The sequence below is a fragment of the Leifsonia sp. Y878 genome, assembly GCF_057669685.1.
Map to the genome: position 1 here is coordinate 1120262 of NZ_JBYHFS010000001.1, position 19579 is coordinate 1139840.

General features: G+C 63.1%; 19 protein-coding genes. 6 read left to right on the plus strand and 13 right to left on the minus strand.

Features of this window, described 5'->3' with window-relative positions; all coding sequences use genetic code 11:
• Positions 1 to 62 precede the first annotated feature (62 nt).
• The 7 genes from proP to dut form a co-directional block, all read right to left on the minus strand.
• On the minus strand, positions 63 to 1646 hold the full coding sequence (gene proP / locus AC25Y4_RS05245; RefSeq protein ID WP_488119299.1) for a glycine betaine/L-proline transporter ProP: 1584 nt from the start codon (positions 1644 to 1646) through the stop codon (positions 63 to 65).
• A gap of 96 nt (positions 1647 to 1742) precedes the next feature.
• On the minus strand, positions 1743 to 3698 hold the full coding sequence (gene dxs, locus AC25Y4_RS05250; protein WP_488119300.1) for a 1-deoxy-D-xylulose-5-phosphate synthase: 1956 nt from the start codon (positions 3696 to 3698) through the stop codon (positions 1743 to 1745).
• Positions 3699 to 3786: 88 nt separating this feature from the next.
• Positions 3787 to 4281 (minus strand): hypothetical protein, encoded by a 495-nt coding sequence (locus tag AC25Y4_RS05255; protein ID WP_488119301.1) that lies wholly within the window; start codon positions 4279 to 4281, stop codon positions 3787 to 3789.
• A gap of 138 nt (positions 4282 to 4419) precedes the next feature.
• Positions 4420 to 7254 (minus strand): aconitate hydratase AcnA, encoded by a 2835-nt coding sequence (acnA, locus tag AC25Y4_RS05260; protein ID WP_488119531.1) that lies wholly within the window; start codon positions 7252 to 7254, stop codon positions 4420 to 4422.
• Positions 7255 to 7431: 177 nt separating this feature from the next.
• A complete protein-coding gene (locus AC25Y4_RS05265; protein ID WP_488119302.1) occupies positions 7432 to 8277 on the minus strand; it encodes a DUF3159 domain-containing protein in 846 nt (281 codons plus the stop codon).
• 74 nt (positions 8278 to 8351) lie between these two features.
• Positions 8352 to 8972 carry a DUF3710 domain-containing protein gene (locus AC25Y4_RS05270; RefSeq protein ID WP_488119303.1) on the minus strand — a complete coding sequence of 207 codons (621 nt, stop codon included), beginning with the start codon at positions 8970 to 8972 and terminating at the stop codon, positions 8352 to 8354.
• Positions 8969 to 9472: a dUTP diphosphatase gene (gene dut / locus AC25Y4_RS05275; protein ID WP_488119304.1), complete on the minus strand. Its 504-nt coding sequence runs from the start codon at positions 9470 to 9472 to the stop codon at positions 8969 to 8971. Before dut ends, AC25Y4_RS05270 begins: the two co-directional genes overlap by 4 nt.
• Positions 9473 to 9510: 38 nt before the next feature.
• Here dut and AC25Y4_RS05280 point away from each other — a divergent pair, with 38 nt between their 5' ends.
• Positions 9511 to 9960: a DUF3093 domain-containing protein gene (locus AC25Y4_RS05280; protein ID WP_488119305.1), complete on the plus strand. Its 450-nt coding sequence runs from the start codon at positions 9511 to 9513 to the stop codon at positions 9958 to 9960.
• A gap of 12 nt (positions 9961 to 9972) precedes the next feature.
• Here the strand turns inward: AC25Y4_RS05280 and AC25Y4_RS05285 are convergent, their stop codons facing one another.
• Positions 9973 to 10266 carry a DUF4193 domain-containing protein gene (locus tag AC25Y4_RS05285; RefSeq protein ID WP_414803273.1) on the minus strand — a complete coding sequence of 98 codons (294 nt, stop codon included), beginning with the start codon at positions 10264 to 10266 and terminating at the stop codon, positions 9973 to 9975.
• 199 nt (positions 10267 to 10465) lie between these two features.
• On the opposite strand from AC25Y4_RS05285, the gene sepH reads away from it, so the two are divergent.
• Genes sepH through AC25Y4_RS05305 form a run of 4 tightly spaced genes read left to right on the plus strand, consistent with a single transcriptional unit; the run spans position 10466 to position 14582 of the window.
• On the plus strand, positions 10466 to 11695 hold the full coding sequence (gene sepH / locus AC25Y4_RS05290; protein ID WP_488119306.1) for a septation protein SepH: 1230 nt from the start codon (positions 10466 to 10468) through the stop codon (positions 11693 to 11695).
• Positions 11696 to 11722: 27 nt separating this feature from the next.
• The gene (locus AC25Y4_RS05295; protein WP_488119307.1) at positions 11723 to 12889 is read left to right on the plus strand and encodes a winged helix DNA-binding domain-containing protein; all 1167 of its coding nucleotides are present in this window, start codon (positions 11723 to 11725) and stop codon (positions 12887 to 12889) included.
• A gap of 4 nt (positions 12890 to 12893) precedes the next feature.
• Entirely contained in the window at positions 12894 to 13928 is a 1035-nt protein-coding gene (locus AC25Y4_RS05300; protein WP_488119308.1) for an FUSC family protein, read from the plus strand.
• A gap of 9 nt (positions 13929 to 13937) precedes the next feature.
• Positions 13938 to 14582 carry a TMEM175 family protein gene (locus AC25Y4_RS05305; protein ID WP_488119309.1) on the plus strand — a complete coding sequence of 215 codons (645 nt, stop codon included), beginning with the start codon at positions 13938 to 13940 and terminating at the stop codon, positions 14580 to 14582.
• An 80-nt stretch (positions 14583 to 14662) separates the two neighbouring features.
• On the opposite strand, the gene AC25Y4_RS05310 is transcribed toward AC25Y4_RS05305, so the two are convergent.
• Positions 14663 to 15226: a YceI family protein gene (locus AC25Y4_RS05310; RefSeq protein ID WP_488119310.1), complete on the minus strand. Its 564-nt coding sequence runs from the start codon at positions 15224 to 15226 to the stop codon at positions 14663 to 14665.
• A gap of 233 nt (positions 15227 to 15459) precedes the next feature.
• On the opposite strand from AC25Y4_RS05310, the gene AC25Y4_RS05315 reads away from it, so the two are divergent.
• The gene (locus tag AC25Y4_RS05315) at positions 15460 to 16251 is read left to right on the plus strand and encodes an oxygenase MpaB family protein (protein WP_488119311.1); all 792 of its coding nucleotides are present in this window, start codon (positions 15460 to 15462) and stop codon (positions 16249 to 16251) included.
• Here the strand turns inward: AC25Y4_RS05315 and AC25Y4_RS05320 are convergent.
• The 4 genes from AC25Y4_RS05320 to AC25Y4_RS05335 form a co-directional block, all read right to left on the minus strand.
• Positions 16248 to 16802 carry a hypothetical protein gene (locus AC25Y4_RS05320; protein WP_488119312.1) on the minus strand — a complete coding sequence of 185 codons (555 nt, stop codon included), beginning with the start codon at positions 16800 to 16802 and terminating at the stop codon, positions 16248 to 16250. The genes AC25Y4_RS05315 and AC25Y4_RS05320 overlap by 4 nt on opposite strands.
• A 126-nt stretch (positions 16803 to 16928) precedes the next feature.
• Positions 16929 to 17975 (minus strand): LLM class flavin-dependent oxidoreductase, encoded by a 1047-nt coding sequence (locus AC25Y4_RS05325; protein WP_488119313.1) that lies wholly within the window; start codon positions 17973 to 17975, stop codon positions 16929 to 16931.
• A gap of 197 nt (positions 17976 to 18172) precedes the next feature.
• Positions 18173 to 18583, minus strand: coding sequence for a YchJ family protein (locus AC25Y4_RS05330; protein WP_488119314.1), 411 nt, complete (start codon positions 18581 to 18583; stop codon positions 18173 to 18175).
• A gap of 4 nt (positions 18584 to 18587) precedes the next feature.
• Positions 18588 to 19430, minus strand: coding sequence for a TIGR00645 family protein (locus AC25Y4_RS05335; protein WP_488119315.1), 843 nt, complete (start codon positions 19428 to 19430; stop codon positions 18588 to 18590).
• Positions 19431 to 19579: the final 149 nt, after the last annotated feature.

Sequence of the window (19579 nt, forward strand, 5' to 3'; positions counted from 1 at the left end):
CACACACAACCAGACACACACGACAGGCCCGATCGGCGAGTTCACCGATCGGGCCTGTTGCGTCAATTCTGAGAGGCATCCCTGGGCGGATGCGGCGCTGGCGGCTCATCGGGCGGCAGTTCGGGCGACTGTTTGGTCGAATCCGGCTCCGGCACTGCGTCTTCTCCTGACGCGGCAAAGTGCTGACCCCAACTGGACTGCGATACCTCTGACTCCGGGTCGGCATACTGCATCATCACAATCTTGCCCTCCGCGATCGAGGCGACAGCGGGGCCTGACCCCATGAGCGGCCTCTGTGCGGTCTCATGCGTGAAGTAGACCGCAACCGCTCCGATGAAAGCTGCGAGCATGAGATAGAACGCAGGTATATCGAGCGCGAACGGGAGGTCGGCATCCGTTGCAGCTTGCACGAGCGCTTCTGTGATGAGTGGAGTTGTGCCACCAAATATGGAGACGGAGACGTTGAAGGCGATGGCCAGTGCACCGTAGCGGATGGCCGTCGGAAACAGTGCGGGAAGAGTCGACGGCATGGTCGACATGAATGTGACGAGGAGCAGGCCGAGCACGAGCAGCCCGGAGAAGCTCACGAAGACATTGTCCGACTGGATCAGTTTCAACGCCGGCCACGACAACAGGAAGAACCCCAGGCAGCCGGCGTACAACACAGGTTTACGTCCGAAGCGGTCTGACAGCCGGCCACCGGATGCCATCACCCCCATCAGCATGACCATCACCACGATGATGATCAGCAACCCACTCGTCTCGTCGCGCCCTAACGTTCCGGATAGATAGGTGGGCATATACGTGAGCAGCATGTAGTCGGTCACGTTGAAGACCAGGACCAGTCCGACACACACGAGCAAAGCCTGCCAGTTCTGCGCGAGGATCCCGCGGAGGGTGACCTTCTCCGGTTCTCGTTCCGACGCCTCTTCCTGCTGCTTTTGGAAGGCAGGAGTCTCTTCCAGCCGCAGCCGCAGATACAGCCCGATCAATCCGATTGGTCCCGCAATGAAGAAGGGAATGCGCCACCCCCAGGAGAGCAATATGTCATCAGTCATCAGGAACTGGATGAGCGTCACCACCGTTGCGCCGAGCACGTAGCCCGTCAGCGTGCCGAACTCCAACCAGGACCCGGCGTAACCTCTCCGCCGGTCAGTTGAGTACTCGGCGATGTACGTTGCGGCGCCGCCGTATTCACCCCCTGCGGAGAAGCCCTGCACCAGCCGGGCGAGCAACAGCAGGATGGGTGCCCAGATGCCGATGGTCGCATAGTCGGGAATCAGGCCGATGGAGAGCGTAGCCGCAGCCATCACGATCATGGTGAGCGCGAGCACTCGCTTGCGGCCTAGTCGGTCGCCAAGAGGCCCCAGGATGGCACCGCCGATCGGTCGCACCAGGAATGCTGCCGTGAACGCGCCCAACGAGGCGAGTGTCGCGAGGCCGATATCACCCGGCGGAAAGAACACCCTCGCGAGGGTGGTGGCCAGGTAGGCGTACACGCCGAAGTCATACCACTCCATCGCGTTGCCGAGGGCAGCGGCTCCGACGGCCCGTCGCAACACCGGCCTGTCAACGACCGTGATATCGCTTCGCGTAAGTGGTCGCCGAGCCGGGTCTTGTTGGTCCGATGATTCGGCATCTGACATGACTGGACAGCCTTTCCAGAGGCAAATGTCCAATTCACGCTACGCCGCTGGTGGCGATCTCTCTACCTGTTTTTTTTACGCGCCACGCCCCCGCGGCTACTCCGCCTGACGACGCGTGAGCGGAATCGAGCCTGTGTTCGTGCCGTCTGCCGCCAATGGCCTGGCTCGGGGCAGTTTGCTGCCGAGCACCATGTCAATGACGTCGCGTGCAATCTGCTGCGAGGTCAGGCCAGCGTGCTCGAGAATCTGTGCGCGCGTTGCGTGGTCGAGGAACTCATCTGGCAAGCCGAGCTCTGTCACAGCGGTGTCGACGCCGGCCTCACGCAGGTCTTGACGGATGCGTGTGCCGATGCCGCCCACCCGGATGCCGTCTTCAATGCTCACCAGCAGGCGGTGTTCGCGCGCGAGCTCGATGATGCTCGTCGGCACGGGAACCACCCACCGCGGGTCGACGACCGTTGCACCGATGCCCTGGGCAGCCAGGCGCTCTGCCACCTCAAGTCCCATTGCAGCCATCGGGCCGACGGTGACGATGAGAACGTCTTTTTGTTCCTTCTCGTGCAGCACGTCTACGCCGTCGTCCAGGCGGCGAACCGCGGTGAACTCGGTTCCGGTGCTGCCCTTGGGGAAACGCAATACGGTGGGCGCATCTTCGATGGCAACGGCTTCGCCGAGTTCCTCGCGCAGGCGAATGGAGTCGCGGGGAGCCGCGAGCCTGATGCCGGGCACGACCTGCAGGATCGCGAGATCCCACATGCCGTGGTGGCTCGGCCCGTCAGGGCCCGTCACGCCAGCCCTGTCGAGAACGAACGTGACGCCTGCCTTGTGCAGCGCGACATCCATCAGCACCTGGTCAAAGGCCCTGTTCATGAAGGTGGCGTAAAGAGCGACAACAGGGTGCAGGCCACCGAAGGCAAGCCCGGCAGCGGATGTCACGGCATGCTGCTCTGCAATGCCGACGTCGTGCACGCGGTCGGGGAAACGTTCGGCCATTTTGTGCAGGCCAGTTGGACGGAGCATGGCGGCGGTGATGCCGACCAGGCGCTCGTTCGCCGTGGCCAGGCTGAGCAGTTCATCGGCGAAGACGGATGTCCAGCTCGGGTTACCGGCAACTTCGACCGATTCGCCCGTCTCAGGGTCGATCTGGCCAACGGCGTGGAACTGGTCTGCGGTGTCCTGAATGGCCGGGTCGTAGCCTTTGCCCTTCTGGGTGATCGTATGCACGATCACCGGCGCTCCGTAGCCCTTGGCCTGCGACAGGGCTTCCTGGAGGGCATTCAGGTCATGGCCGTCGACGGGACCGATGTACTTGATGTCGAGGTTGGAGTACAGCGCTTCCGTGTTCGAGAACCGGCTGAGGAAACCGTGCAACCCACCGCGGACGCCGCGATACACCGCACGCCCAGGGGCACCAAGGTGATCGAAGACGTCTCTGCTGGAGAGATAGAGGTCACGGTAGCTGCGCCGTGTGCGCACGGTGTTCAGGAACCTGGCCATTCCACCGATTGTCGGCGCGTATGAGCGACCGTTGTCGTTGACGACGATGATCAGGCGACGATCGTTGTCGTCACTGATGTTGTTCAGCGCTTCCCACGTCATGCCTCCAGTGAGGGCACCATCGCCGACGACGGCGATCACGTGACGATCAGTCTGTCCGGTCATGGTGAAGGCGCGCGAGATTCCGTCTGCCCACGACAATGAGCTGGAGGCGTGCGAGCTCTCGACGATGTCGTGCACAGACTCACTGCGTTGCGGGTATCCTGCGAGGCCACCGGCCTGGCGCAGGTGGCTGAAGTCCTGGCGGCCAGTCAGCAGCTTGTGCACATATGACTGGTGCCCTGTATCGAAGACAATGGCGTCCTTTGGGGAGTCAAAGACCCGGTGGATGGCGATCGTCGTTTCCACCACGCCGAGGTTCGGTCCAAGGTGCCCACCCGTCTTTGCGATCTCCTGCACGAGGAAATCGCGAATCTCTGCGGAGAGCTGCACGAGCTGATCCTTGGAGAGGGCGTCGAGATCGCGAGGACCGTGGATCGACTCAAGGAGGGTCATGCACTACCTTTCATGAACCGGACACGCCGGACAAACTGTTCCACGATTCTACGCTGCCCGGCTGACCGAACACGCTGTGCCAGCTGAGCTAGCACGAGCCCCACTGGCCGGCGCCCGATGATCTGGCCGTGTTCTCTGCCGAAAGCAAGAGGTCGACATGGGCATCGTTCGGCGGGATCATCAGCGATTCTGCCGCCCCGCCGGCGACAAGTTCGTAATTGACGAACCTGCCATCCTCGCTCCAGAGGTAGAACAGGCCTGTCGGGTTGCCCGCGGCATCGGCGGGCAGGAGAAAGAGCGTGTCGCCATCGTGCACATAGTCGACAACCATCCGGGCTGCATCGCCAGGAGTGGCTGGGACGCCCTGGTCGGCGCCTGCGACGGCCTCTGCCGTGGCGCTGACACCGTCACGATCGGCTTCCTCGGTCGTCCCGGCATCCGCTGCTGAGGCCAGCAGCTGCCTGACTGCGCCAGGCGCCGCCGAGAGCCATGGCCCGATCATCGGTGAAAAGGCGAATATGGCAGCCACCAGCACGGCCACCAACGCGAACCGCCCCAGCCGACGTCTCTTCCGCTCCCCCATGCTTCGAGACTAGGACATGCTTCCCGAAGACACGCGGATGCCGCACCACGCACGGCAGCGCACCACGCACGACAGAGGGGCCGGATGCTCTCGCATCCGACCCCTCTGAGAACGGCGTAGCGCTGCTACGCGTTATGACTACGCGACGAGCGAGCGCAGTACGTACTGCAGGATGCCGCCGTTGCGGTAGTAGTCAGCCTCACCGGGAGTGTCGATGCGAACCACAGCGTCGAACTCGATGGTGGCCTTGCCGGCCGGCGAGTTCTCACTCGGCACGGCCGTGACGCGAACCGTCTTCGGGGTTGTGCCGTTGTTCAGCTCTTCGAGACCAGAGATCGAGACGACCTCTGTGCCGTCGAGGCCGAGCGACGCCCAGCTCTCTCCGGCCGGGAACTGCAGCGGGACAACGCCCATGCCGATCAGGTTCGAGCGGTGAATACGCTCGAAGCTCTCGGTGATGACGGCCTTGACGCCGAGGAGGCTCGTGCCCTTGGCCGCCCAGTCACGCGACGAGCCTGAGCCGTATTCCTTGCCACCGAAGATCACCAGCGGGGTGCCGGCTGCCTGGTAGTTCTGCGACGCGTCGTAGATGAACGACTGCGGGCCGTCCACCTGGGTGAAGTCGCGGGTGTAGCCACCCTCGACGCCATCCAGCAGCAGGTTGCGCAGGCGAATGTTGGCGAACGTGCCACGAATCATGATCTCGTGGTTTCCACGACGTGAGCCGTACGAGTTGTAGTCAGCGCGACCAACACCGTGCTCGTCGAGGTACTTGCCGGCGGGGCTGTCTGCCTTGATCGACCCAGCAGGGCTGATGTGGTCGGTCGTGACAGAGTCACCGAGCTTGGCGAGCACGCGCGCGCCGGAGATGTCGGACACCGGGGTGGTCTCCATGGTCATGCCCACGAAGTACGGGGGGCGACGCACGTAGGTCGACTCGGGGTTCCACTCGAAGGTGGCGCCGGTCGGCGTCTCAAGCGACTTCCAACGCTCGTCACCCTCGAAGACACCGGCGTACTGGGTCTCGAACATGCCGGAGTCGATGGACTCGTCGATGGTCTTCTGCACCTCGGCGGCGTCCGGCCAGATGTCCTTGAGGAACACGTCGTTGCCGTCGTGGTCCGTGCCGAGGGCATCCGTCTCGAAGTCGAAGTTCATCGACCCGGCCAGCGCGTACGCGATGACCAGCGGAGGGCTGGCGAGGTAGTTCATCTTCACGTCTGGGTTGATGCGACCCTCGAAGTTGCGGTTACCGGAAAGAACTGCCGTGACGGCCAGGTCGTTCTTGTTGATCGCAGCGGAGATCTCGTCTTCGAGCGGGCCGGAGTTACCGATGCACGTGGTGCAGCCGTAGCCGACGAGGTAGAAGCCGAGGTCTTCGAGGTAGCCGTTCAGGCCGGCCTTCGCGTAGTAGTCCGTGACAACCTTCGAGCCGGGTGCCAGCGTGGTCTTGACCCACGGCTTGGACTTCAGGCCCTTCAGGGATGCGTTGCGGGCCAGGAGGCCTGCAGCGAGCATCACAGACGGGTTCGACGTGTTGGTGCACGAGGTGATGGCGGCGATGGCAACTGCACCGTTGTCGAGCGTGAACTCGCGGCCGTCGGCCAGGGTCACCTCTGTGGGCTGCGTGTGCTTCGCAGGGCTGTGGCTGTGGTGACGCGATTCGGTCGATACGTGTGAGATCGTGTGCGCGCTGTCCTCGTCCTCTGCCGTGAACCCGAGGGGGTCTGAGGCCGGGAAGGTGCCTTCCACTGCAGCGTCGACCTTGGAGATCGGCACTGACGCGTAGTTGTCGAGGTCGATTTCGAACTGGCTCTTGGCCTTCGACAGCTCGATGCGGTCCTGCGGGCGCTTCGGGCCGGCGATCGACGGTACAACGGTGCCGAGGTCGAGCTCGAGGTACTCGCTGAAGACGGGCTCAGCGGATGCGTCGTGCCAGAGACCCTGCAGCTTCGAGTACGCCTCAACAAGGGCGACCTGCTCGTCGCTCCGGCCGGTGAGGCGCAGGTAGTCGAGGGTGACGTCATCGATGGGGAACATGGCAGCCGTCGAGCCGAACTCGGGGCTCATGTTTCCGATGGTGGCGCGGTTGGCCAGCGGTACGGCGGCGACGCCTGCTCCGTAGAATTCGACGAACTTGCCAACGACGCCGTGGCGACGCAGCATCTGGGTGATCGTGAGGACGACATCCGTTGCAGTGACGCCGGTCGGGATAGTGCCGTTCAGCTTGAAGCCGACGACCTTCGGGATGAGCATGGAGACGGGCTGGCCGAGCATGGCTGCCTCTGCCTCGATTCCGCCGACGCCCCACCCAAGTACACCGAGGCCGTTGACCATGGTGGTGTGCGAGTCGGTGCCGACGCAGGTGTCAGGGTATGCCTGCAGCGCGCCGTTGACCGTGCGGGTCATGGTGACGCGAGCCAGGTGCTCAATGTTGACCTGGTGCACGATGCCGGTTCCCGGCGGGACGACCTTGAAGTCGTCGAAAGCGGTCTGGCCCCAGCGAAGGAACTGGTAGCGCTCACCGTTGCGCTCGTATTCGATCTCGACGTTGCGTTCGAATGCGTTCTCTGTGCCGAAGAGGTCGGCGATGACGGAGTGGTCGATGACCATCTCTGCCGGTGCGAGCGGGTTGATCTTCTTCGGGTCTCCACCCAGTGCTTCAACGGCCTCGCGCATGGTGGCGAGGTCGACGATGCAGGGGACGCCGGTGAAGTCCTGCATGATCACGCGTGCTGGCGTGAACTGGATCTCTGTGTCTGGCTCAGCGGTGGGAACCCACTGGCCGAGTGCACGAATGTGAGCATCCGTGATGTTCGCGCCGTCTTCGGTGCGGAGAAGGTTCTCGAGCAGAACCTTCAGGCTGAATGGCAACTTTTCATAACCAGCAACCGCGTCGAGGCGAAAGACTTCATAGTCCGTCTGGCCGACCCGGAGGGTGTCCTTTGCTCCAAAGCTATTTACCGCAGACACGATGCCCTCTCCTTCGTGGAAGCCGACGGAAAGCCGCAGGCCGTTTTCAATCTTTGTGGCCACAGCCCGGGGTGGCTAGCAAGGCAAGCCTTACCCAGAACCCAGACGGTGAGCCAGTTCCATGCGCCAAACTATCTCGACGTCGAGATAACTCTAGCAGTGGTCGATGGGAACGAGTCAGTTCGCTGAAGGACTCGTGCGGTACGTCGCCCGCACAACCAGCCACGACAGCAGCAGCAGCGGCGCATACAGCGGGATGCCCATGAGCAGCTTGGTCAGTGCGAGGCCTGAGACGTTGTCGGCCAGGTACAGCGGCAGCTGCACAACGAGCCGTGCAACGAACATACCGAGCCAGCACAGTGTCAGCAGTTGCATGGCCCTGAACTTGCCCTTGTCCTGGCGCCAGGCGAGCCCGTCGCCCATGAGGTAGCCGACGGCCAGCCCGATGATCGGCCAGCGCACCAGCAGTGAGATCAGGAGCGCGAGCGCATAGCCGGCGTTCGTCAGCAGGCCGAGTACGAAATTGTCGCTGCCCTTGCCGCTGATCAAGGCCAGTGCGGCGGATGCGGCTACGCCGATCAACCCGGCGAGGGCCTGCGTGACGGGCGTGCGCCCCACGATGCGAACGATCGTGAAGACCACGGCAACCGCGACAGACGCGCCGAGCGACAGTGGCACATTGAACGTGAAGGTGTAGATCAGCAGGAAGACGAGGCCGGGCAGGATCGTCTCAGCGAGTCCGCGGATGCCGCCCATTGCCGCCAGCAGCGCAGTACCTGTCGGCGCCGCCCCCTCGGCTACCTGCCCGAGTCCGCTGCGCTTGGCCGCGGCCGCAAGGCCCTGGCCGAGCGCGCTCTGCACGGACTGCTCGTCGTCTGGCACCTGGCCTTCCCTGGCGTCAGTCACGTCGTCACCGTGCCTATCGTCGCGGGGACCACCGTCGCGGTGCTCGTCATCACGGCGCTCGTCATCACGGTGGTCGTCGTCACGGGGCGAATTGGCGTTGGTCATGGCATCCGTCATCGGTGAAGTCTGTCAGGAGGGATCCGGCGCCTGGCTTGCGTGCCAGGCGCCCGGCTCGTTAGGGGTCTGGCTCGTTACGCGTCTGGCTCGGCGTTCGGCGTGGCAGGCATCCGCAGCGGGATCAGGTCGCGCGGCGGCATGGGAGCGTTGCCGCGCACCACAACGATGCTCTTGAAGAGGTCTTCAATCTGCTCTGCGGCTTCCGCGTTCACGGCGCCCTCGCCTGCGATGACGCCACGGAGGAACCAGCGCGGTCCGTCAACACCGATGAAACGGGCCAGGCGTGTTGTGCCGCCGGCGCCCTGTCCTGCCGCAACGGGGATCTCAGCAACGAGTTCAGGGCCGAAGGTGCCCTCGCGCTCTGTGGTCGTTCCGCCCTGCTTGGCGATCTGGTCTGCGATCTGGTCGCGGATCTCGTGCCACAGGCCGCTGGACCGGGGAGCCGCGAACGGCTGGACCTGCAGGGTTGAGCCTGCGTAGTCGAGGCCGATCGCTACGACGCGCTTGCTGCCCTCTTCGATCTCGAGCCGAAGGTGCAGGCCCTCCCTGGGGAGGATCTTGATTCCACCGAGGTCGACGTACGGGCGAACAGGGTTCGCCTCCGACTCGTCGAGCGGGCCTTCGGCCGCGCGGTCCTCAGGTGCTGACTTCTCCAGTGGTTCAGGGAATTCGCCGGGGGTCTGGGGGTCGCTCACAGGGATCCTCCTGTTGTATCTGTAGCCACGGCACCCGTCTCACGAGCCGGAGCGGCAGCTTTCTGTTCGGAAAAGCCTGTCGAACCGAATCCACCTTCGCCGCGCTGGCTGCCTGGCAGCTTGTCGACGGGAACGAAGTTGGCGCGGATGACGGGCATGATGATGAGCTGGGCGATGCGATCGCCGATCGAAATCTCGTACGGGGTGATCTGGTCAGTGTTGAGCAACGTGACCTTGATCTCTCCCCGGTAGCCCGCGTCAACGGTGCCAGGCGAATTCACGATGGTGATTCCGTGCTTGGCGGCCAACCCACTGCGGGGCACGACGAAAGCAGCGCACCCATCGGGCAGCGCTATCGACACTCCGGTGCCAACCAGTGCCCGCTCGCCGGGGGCGAGAACCAGGGCTTCGGTTGAGTGAAGGTCCGCTCCTGCATCGCCTGGGTGGGCGTAACTCGGAACGACGGACGCGGTAATAAGTACTTCGACGCTTTCTGCCACGTGTCGAGGGTAGTGCAGAAGTCTGATCGAATAGACCCATGCCTGAATATCGCGAAAAACTCTGGCCCACCATCTGGGTATTCATCTTCACCGCGCTCGTCATCCCCGCCAGCATCCTCGTCTTCGCGCCGATTTCGATGCTCGCCGGGGTTCTCACTGCAGCGGTTCTCTACGCCGGATGCATCGTCGTGCTCGCGCTGGCATCGCCCGTCATCACGGTCTCCGACGGGGTTCTCACGGCAGGAAGAGCTCGCATCCAGGTGTCGATGCTCGGGGAACCAGAGGCTTTCGATGGTGCTGAAGCAACGGCAGAGCGCGGTACGCGACTTGATGCGCGGGCCTGGCTGCTCATTCGCGGGTGGGTCACGCCCGTGCTGCGAATTCCCATCCTCGATGCGAATGACCCTGCGCCGTACTGGCTGATCTCGACACGGCAGCCAAAAAAATTGGCCGCCGCGATCAATGGATCGCGACGGCCAACAGTGTAGGAGCGTGGACGCTTAGGCGTCGCACTCCAGACATACCGGGCCGAGTTTGGTCTCGTGTGACATCTGCGAGCGGTGCTTCACGAGGAAGCACTGTACGCAGGTAAACTCGTCGGCCTGCGGGGGCAGGACGACGACATCGAGGTCGAGATCTGACAGATCTGCACCAGGAAGGTCGAAACCACCTGGGTTGTCAGCATCATCGACATCCACGACTCCGGACATCTTGTCAGGCACACGCTCCTTGAGAGCCTCAATCGACTCAGAGTCGTCTTCGGTCTTCCGCGGTGCGTCGTAATCGGTAGCCATGCCCATCCATTTCAGTAACGCCGATCAAACGAAATCGGCGGCCATAGTTTGCATCAATCCGAGACGAATAGCAAACCACTGTCTGGCCCTGTGTGGCCAGCATCTTTGTCAACTTGCGGCACGCCCACGGTATTCCCGCAGAAACCTGACAATACGTGGCAGTCTTTAGGCCAACAGGGATCGCGAAAGGGCTTTCGCCATGCAGGAATTGAAAGTTATCGGAGTCGAGAACGGGGCGCTGCTCGCAGCGTCGGAAGATGGCGATCGTTTCCGGATCGCCATTGACGAGGTTCTCCAGTCCCGGCTTCGCCAAACCCAGACGGAATCGACGTCGGGACCAAAGCTGTCGCCGCGTGAAATCCAGGCACACATCCGTTCAGGAATGTCTGCCGAGGATGTCGCAGCGGTCACAGGAGCCTCGCTCGACTACGTTCGACGGTTCGAGGGCCCCGTCGTGGCCGAACGCGAATACGTCGTCACATCGGCCCTCAGCGTGCCGGTACACACAGCCATCGACCCAGACCCCCTGGATGACGACACCAATTTCGGCAGCGTCATTCGCGAACGCCTCGCAGCACTCGGCGCGACGAACGAACGCTGGGCGAGTTGGAAAGAGCCCGCCGGCGGGTGGATCGTCAAACTGTCGTTCACCGCTGACGACATCGATCACGATGCGCGCTGGGGATTTGAGCCCAAGAAGAATTCCCTCACCCCGATCGGTAGCGAGGCAATTGCCCTGTCGCAGCAGGGCGAGTTGAAGGGCGCGCTCATCCCCCGCCTGCGTGCGGTCGGAGCTGAAACCAGCGCCGCCGACATCTCCCGCTTCGACAGCGGGGCGTTCACGTTCAAGGAATCACTCCCAGACGAGATCCTGAATGACACTGCGCCATTGCTTGAGCCCCTTCCGTACGGTCGCCCGCTTGCAACAGCGGATGCCGTCACACGAGCAGCCATCAAGCGCGCAGACGAGCCGACCCAGTCGCTCAGCGAGACGGCCGACCTGCTCGAGGCACTGCGTCGTCGCCGCGGAGAACGTGAAGCCGCGTCATACGGCGACGAAGGACCCGATACCTCAGCGACGCCAGCCCCTGCCGGATCCCCCAACGGAATCCGACTCGTCGAGACTCCGACCTCTGCCTTCGAGGCGCTGGTGCGCTTCGACGCCGCCGATGAGAAGCAGGCAGCAGACAAGCACGCTGCCGACAAGCAGAGCGCTGAAAAGCCGGCTGACGCTGGTTCGACGGCTGCACCTGCTGCACAGCCAGCGGCCAATCCGCCCGCCCAGGCCGCAACGCCGAACATCTGGGCGAACCAGGCTGCCAAGGCGCAAGCACGCTCCACCGCCACGCCGCCCAAGCGCGGCAGGGCATCGATGCCCAGCTGGGATGAGATCGTGTTCGGCGCCCGCACCGACGACGACCTCGCCTAAACACCGCGCCGCCCGAACACGAAGCGGATGGTAATCGCAGCCTCACGACGAGACCTCGTGAGGCTGCGACTGTCTGCGCAGCTGCTAGCCACGTCTCCCCGCGACCCAGCTGACACCGCCGCCCCTGTCCATGCCGGCGTGGTGGCCGTGGCCGAACGCTTGCTCGCCGTCCAGGCGCAGGACTACATGGCCGGGAAATGGGCGCTGGGAGTGCGTGCACCGGGGAGCGCAGAGTCCGATGTCATCGCGGCGCTGAATGCCGGTCTCATCGTTCGCTCCTGGCCGATGCGCGGAACCCTGCACCTTGTACCAGCCAGAGAACTCAACTGGATGCTGGAGCTCACAACAGCGCGTCTCATCACCGGGACGACAACGCGCCGTCGCCAGTTGGAACTCGACGAAGCCACGATCGACCATGCCCGGGCCGTCGCACGGGAGGCACTCGACGACGGCGGCATGCTCAGCAGGGCCGAATTCATGGCAGCACTCGAATCGGCAGGCATCGCAACGGGCGGACAACGCGGCTATCACCTGATTTGGCATCTAGCCCAGACCGGCACCCTGTGCTGGGGGCCGCAGGTCAACGGTGCGCAAATGCTGGTGCTCCTGGAGGACTGGGTGCCCACACCCCGCGTTCTCGAGCGCGACGAGGCCCTCGGCGAGTTCCTCCTGCGCTACATCCGCGGCCACGGGCCGGCAACCCTCATGGATTTCGCCTGGTGGTCCAAGCTCACCGTCGCCGATGCCAAGCGGGGGCGCGCTGTCGCGGCCGAGCAGCTGAGCGAACTCATTGTCGACGGGCAGACCTACTTCATCACAGCAGACACGGACACACACAGCCGTCCGCCACTGCGCCAACGGCTGCCCATTCTCGCCCTGCCGGCATTCGACGAGTACCTCCTCGGATACCAGGACCGCAGCCTCATCATCGACCCTGACCTACTGGTGAAGGTCGTTCCCGGCAAGAACGGGATGTTCCTGCCGCTCATCCTGTCGAGTGGACGCATTGTCGGGACATGGCGGAAGGAAGGGGTGCGAACATCCGTCGCCGTGCAGGCACACCCATTCACCGCACTCAGTGAGACCGCGTCTGCCGGCTTCCTGCGCAGCGTGAGGGAATACGGGCGCTTCTTCGATGTGAGCGTCACCGTGGCTCCGCCTTCGCAGAACCCGGAACAGGTCGCGCTAGCCTGAAGTAGTGAACGTGACTGCAAGCCTCCGGACGCCCGACCGGCTACCCCTCTTGCAAGCCGTCAAGACGTCCGTCGCGATGATCCTGGCCTGGTTCGTCGCGCAGCTGATATTGCCGAATGAGTTGCCGGTCTTCGCAGCGATCGCCGCGCTGCTCGTCGTGCAGCCCAGCATCAACCAGTCGCTGAGCAAAGCCATCGAACGCAGTATCGGTGTCATCCTTGGCGTGCTGATCGCCTTTGGCGTTACCCTCCTGTTCGGCAAGTCAAGCTGGATCGTGCTGGTTGCCATCGTGCTCTGCGTGATGCTCTCGTGGCTGTTCCGGCTGTCTCCTGGCTCATCGAACCAGATCCCGATCAGCGCGATGCTCGTGCTGTCGATCGGCGCTTCAACACCGAACTACGCTCTTGAACGGATTATCGAGACGATCATCGGCGCGGGAATCGCGCTGATCGTCAATGTGATCATCGTGCCGCCGGTGGCGCTCGGCCCGGCCAAGGAAGCGGTGGCGCGCCTGGTCAGCGAGGTGGCGAACACCCTCGATGGCGTCGCTGCCGCCCTGGTCATGCCGCAGACGCCCGCAGAGTTGCAGGAGATGATGATCAAGGCGAGGCTGCTTCGCCCGATGCAGTCGGCAACGGACAAGGCCATAGCCCAGGCCGACGAAAGCCTCACCCTGAATCCCAGACAGGGCAAGCTCAGGGCCGACCTGCAGGCCGAAGTCGATTTGAACGCCAAGCTGTCGACCCTAGTCACGCGTGCGATCGGCATGACGCGCGCCGTCAGGGACCACTACGACGATTCGCTTCATCTCGAGCCGACGGTGCGTGCGCTGTCCCTTGAGCTTGAACGGGCGGCCCATGATCTGCGTCTACTCGGGCGGAACGCAGAGGATCCGGAGAACACTCCCCTGCCGCAGGCGAACGAGCCCGCACTGACAGCCCCGCTGCGGATCCAGACGCCGCATCCGCAGCACTGGATTCTCATCGGCTCCCTCATGGAAGATCTTCGGAGGGTACGCGAGGAAATCGTCGGCGAGTAGGCTCCCGGCATGACAACTCCCGCGGGTACGGCGACATCTGCTCACCCGTCGCTGTCTACCCGGCGCCTCGAGGCCTTCACGGACGGTGTGTTCGCGATCGCCGCGACACTGCTTGTCCTGAACCTCAGCACCAGCGCCATCGGCCCCGTCTCCTCCAACGATGAACTCTGGCGCGGCCTTGAACGGCTGTGGCCCTCCGTCCTGAGCTTTGTGATCAGTTTCCTGCTGCTTGGACTGCTCTGGACCATACATGTGCGCCAGTTCGAGTTCATCAGGTCCGTCGACAGCGCCATGTTGTGGCTGAACATCGTTCGTCTGCTCGGTGTGGTCTTCGTGCCGTTCGCCACGAGCCTGAACTCTGACTACAGCGACTATCTGATTGGCCAGATGGTTCTTCCCGTGACGTTTCTCCTGGTGATTGCCATGGGCACGTGGCAATGGTTCTACGCCACCTCCCCATCACGGCATCTGCTCCAAGCGGATGTCGATCCCACATTCGTGCACAACAACCGGGTTGGCGGCGTCGTCGCCCTCATCACCAGCATCGCGGTCGTGGCACTCTCCAGCGTCGTCGGGTCGTACGCATTCCTGCTTTTCGCGTTCGGACCGTTGGTCAATCGAGCGCTCAAGCGGTTGAAGCTCGTAGACCGCTGAGTTGCCTCACAGATAGTGCTGGGCACGCAGAAGGGGCCCCACGCGCGCGTGGGGCCCCTTCGGGAACAGAGTGGAGTTCGTTACTCCTGGTTCAGAACGGCCTGCAGCTCGATGGTGATGGTCACCTTTTCGCCCAGCAGGACACCACCGGTCTCGAGTGCGGCGTTGTAGGTCAGGCCGAACTCTTCGCGGTTGATCTCAGCCTTGGCGGTTGCGCCGGCCTTGTAGTTGCCGTACGGGTCCTGGCCGAAGCCACCGAAGTCGAAGTCGAACGTGACGGGCTTGGTGACGCCCTTGATCGTCAGGTTGCCGTCGACGTAGAACTCGCCCTTGACCTCACGCACACGGGTCGACACGAAGTCGATCGTCGGGTAGGTCTCGGCGTCGAAGAAGTCGCCGGTACGGAGGTGTCCGTCGCGGTTCGGCTCGTTGGTGTTGATCGAGGCGACCTCTGCGGAAGCGGTCACGCTGGAGTCGAGGGGGTTCTCAGCCGTGACGAAGGTCGCGGTGAACTTCTCGAACTTGCCCTTGACCTTGCTGATCATGATGTGGCGGATGCTGAAGCCGACCTCGCTGTGCGTGGGGTCGATGGTCCAGGTGCCAGCCTTGTAGCCGGGGATCGAGGTGGTAGCGGTGTCGCTCATGAGTGCTCCTTAGGGATACGTGACTGGAAAGTCGTCTGGCAGTGCTCACTGCCCATAGATGTATGCAAGTGCATAGAGCTGTGAGATATTCCGCGCTTCCAAAAATTCTTCCACTTCGCTCCAGCCCTGTCCGCTCCCGAGAGTTCAGCGAGTACAGCTCACCAGGTCACGACTTGTCATGCAGGCACGGAAGCTAGGCTCTCCACCAACCGACACGAAGGGAGCAGCGCACGATGCTTGAACTTGCCGGCGAGTCGGTCCTCATCGCAGCGGGTGGCCGCGCCATCCTGATGCAGCTTGCCCACCCAGCCGTTGGCCGCGGCGTGGCTGAACACAGCGACTTCGCTGCGCGCCCCCTCGACCGCCTCCACGCCACCCTCACCTATGTGTACACCGTTGCGTTCGGCACGCCAGACGAACTCGCGGAGGTGGTCAGGCGCGTGAACCGCGCCCACGGGCCCGTGCACGGCTCGGCAGGACCCGATGGCACTGACACCCCGGAGTACAACGCGTTCACGCCAGAGCTCCAGCTGTGGGTCGCTGCGACGCTGTACGAATCGGCCTCATCAATGTACGAGAGGGTATACGGCGAACTCCCTCCCGACGTCGCCGATGAGCTCTACGCCGGATACGAGAAGCTCGGCACGTCGCTCCAGATCGCAGACGGAAGCTGGCCACGCGATCGCCGGGAATTCGCGACGTATTGGGAGTCCCGTCTCAGCACCCTCTCGCCAACACCGGCAGCGGTATCCGTCGCCCATGCCCTGTTGTACCCGACGACGGGTCCGCTGTGGCTTCGGATCATGATGCCGATGGGGCGACTCGTCACCACAGGCCTCCTGCCCGCCGAACTCAGGGAGCCGTTCCACCTGCCATGGTCCTCCCGCCGGCAGCGGCGCTTCGATCGCCTCATGACCGTGACCCAACACATCTACCCGGCACTCCCCCGCTCGCTCAGGCACTGGCCGAAGAATCACTATCTGCGGGCATTGCGGGCACAGATCAGAAAGCCAGTGGCGGTCTAGAAGAAGTCGTCCGGCGTTCCTGCAGCCTTACTGACCTCGTTCGTGCTGATGCCCGCAGCGGTCAGCTTGACCATCGCGACCCGCAATCCGGCCTCGAGCTGCGCGGCCCAGACCTCGCTTTCGCGGCTCGCGGCATCCGCTGCCTCAGCCCGCGCAATAGCCTTCTCTTTCTCGACTCGCTCACTCCGCACCTGCTGGATGCTGAGCGTGAGGCCATAGTAGGCGGCCACCAAGATGGCGATCGGGGTTGCAACGACGGCGAGGGCGTTGATGCCGGCCGGAGTCACGCCCACGAACAGCATGATGATGAACGCGACGGCAATCGCGATCATGCCGACCACCACAACGAGGGTGCCCTTGGGCGGGGTCCACTCCCGCGCGGCGAACAGCGGGCGACGCTTGTTGTCGGCGGCGCCTCCTGATACGTAGCCCCCCGATACCGATGAAGACTCACTCTCAGCCTCGTCCGGCGCCAAGACGCGATTGTCTGCGTCGACCATGGGTGTTGTCGGCAACACGCGAGTCTCTGAGTTTGGGTACAGGTCGGTCATCTTCACTCCATCACTTATGCACTGATCGCTTCATGCACTGATGCCCCATTGTGCGGCCCCCCAGACTGGGGGTCAAGTCGTCCAGGCACCCCGGCCTGTCGCGGGGTCAGCTCACGCGGGGTCAGCTCACGCGGACGCCTCAGCCATCAGCTCCCGCACACGTGGAGCCACCTCTGTGCCGTAGAGCTCGATGCTGGTCATGAGCTTGTCGTGCGGAAGCGTGCCATTGCTGTACTTGAGGTCGAAGCGGGAGAGACCAAGTGCCGTTGCCACCTTCGCAATCTTGCGGGCAACGGTTTCGGGTGACCCGACGTAGGAAGCGCCGTCAGGGCCAGTGGCCTGATCGAAGTCTGCCCGCGTCATCGGGCTCCAGCCACGCTCTCGTCCGATCCGATTCTGCATGGCAGACATGTGCGGCCAGGCTTCTTCCTTTGCCTGCTCGTCGGTTGCTGCGATGTACCCGGGCGAGTGGACCCCGATCGGCTGCGGCAGCTTCCCGAACTGCGCGAGAGCCTTGTGATAGAGCTCGGTGAATGGCGCGAATGCGAGGGGGGATCCACCGATGATCGCAAGCATGAGTGGCAGGCCATAGTGCGCGGCACGAATCACGGACTGCGGGCTGCCGCCCACACCGACCCAGGTTCTGATGCTTCCGGAACCCGTCGTCGGGTAGACGCGCTGGTTACTGAGAGCCGCGCGCGTGGTGCCTGACCAGGTCACCGGCTCCTCCTTGAGCAACTCGGCGAACAACTCGAGCTTCTCTTCGAACAGGGTCTCGTACTGGCCAAGGTCAAGTCCGAAGAGCGGGAAGGACTCGGTGAATGACCCGCGGCCGAGAATCACTTCTGCGCGACCGTTCGACACGGCATCCAGGGTGGCAAACCGCTGGAAGACGCGCACCGGGTCGTCGGAGCTGAGCACGGTCACGGCCGTTCCGAGCTTGATGCGGTTCGTCTGTCCGGCAATCGCGCCGAGAACGACTTCAGGCGCTGACACCGCGAAATCGTCGCGGTGATGCTCACCGACCCCGATGAAATCAACACCGACGCCGTCAGCAAGCACCGCCTGCTCAACCAGGTTCCTGAGCACCTGCGCCTGCGAGAGCAGCTCGCCATTCTGGTCGATCGTCACATCGCCAAATGTGTCGAGACCCAACTCGATTTCCTGCGCCATTACATGCTCCTTCGTCGTGCACCCAGGCTGTCATGCCCACGTCTGCACATCCACGTTCATACCGATGCCACGCCCGCCTCTATGCGAACGCATACAGGCGAAACCTCTCAGGCTGGCAGCCTATTCCCGTGCAGGCCTGGTGGAGAGCCTGCCGGAGAGGCTGCCGTAACCAGCATCCGGGGTGAATCAGCGACGAGCTAGATCGGGCCCTCGTACACCCAGCGGCCGTCTTCACGAATGAATGCGCTGGTTTCGTGCTGTTCTCCGCGCTCTCCGGCACTGCGATAGAAGGCTCTGAACTCGACGATGCCCTGTATGTCGAACATTCCACCGCGTTCGGTTCGCTCGATATCGAGTCGAAGCCACCGAACATCGTCGTCGAAGTCGAAGTCGAGCGTGGGCGGCCGGGTGCCGGTCGCCCACGTTCGCAGCAGATAGTCACGGTCGTGACAGACAAAAGCCGTGTAGCGGGAGCGCATCAAACGTTCTGCCGTCGGAGCTGCCGCCGTACCGTCGTGAAACGGCCGGCAGCATGCGCCATAGACTTCGCCGCTCAGGCACGGACAGCGGATGGCTGGATCCAGTTCATCCGCTCCGTTCGCTGACATGCGTCTAGAGCTGGTGTTCTGAACGGAGACTGGACGCAAGCTGCCCAGCGTCAACGGCCGTGCGGGGCGCCTCTACGGGGCCATGGTCGTGACCGCATGAGCAGGCGTGCTCCACCGTCGCTGCGGGAGCCTGTGCCGGCGCTGGGGCCTGTGCCGGCGCAGAGGCGTGCGTAGACGCCGGAGCCGCGAGGGCGACCGCCGGATGAATGCTGGCCGCAAGGGCGCTGCGCTCGATCTCATTGGCGGCGTGCAAGTGCTCCATGCGCTGGGAACGGTCGTCGATCCAGGCCAGGGCCAGCGCGGACAGAATGAACACCATGTGGATCACGACCTGCCAGAAGACACCTTCGGCGGTATACATCGTGTTCGTCGTCTCATCGAGCGCCATACCGGCCTTGTCTGCACCGAGGTCATTGACGCCGATGAAGGTCTTCAGCAGGTGGATAGAGGAGATACCGATGATGGCCATGGCCAGCTTGACCTTGAGCACGTTGGCGTTGACGTGCGACAGCCATTCAGGCTGGTCTGGGTGACCGGCGATGTCAATCCGCGACACGAACGTCTCATAGCCGCCGATGATCACCATGATCAGCAGGTTCGCGATCATCACGACGTCAATCAGGCCGAGGACACCCAGCATGATGATCGACTCGTCAATGTGCGACCAATCTGCCATGACTTCTGTAGCCAGGTGCCAGAGCTCGTTCATGAAGACGATGACGTAGATCAGCTGGGCGATGATCAGTCCGACGTACAGGGGTGCTTGCAGCCAGCGGCTGAAGAAAATGAGGTATCCGACGCTTTTCAGCCAAGCGGATTGTGGGCGGTACTGTCGTTCTGGCGGCACGCTATACAAGAAAACTCTCTCCGGTCTAGATGGACTTCAATTTTATTGACTCTGAAGTTCCTCTCAGACCACTCAGGCTGGTGCCCAGTTGATTGTCGGAAAACAATCAGTATTTGTGTCGCGCCCCTTACGTTGTGCACAGAGTCGGA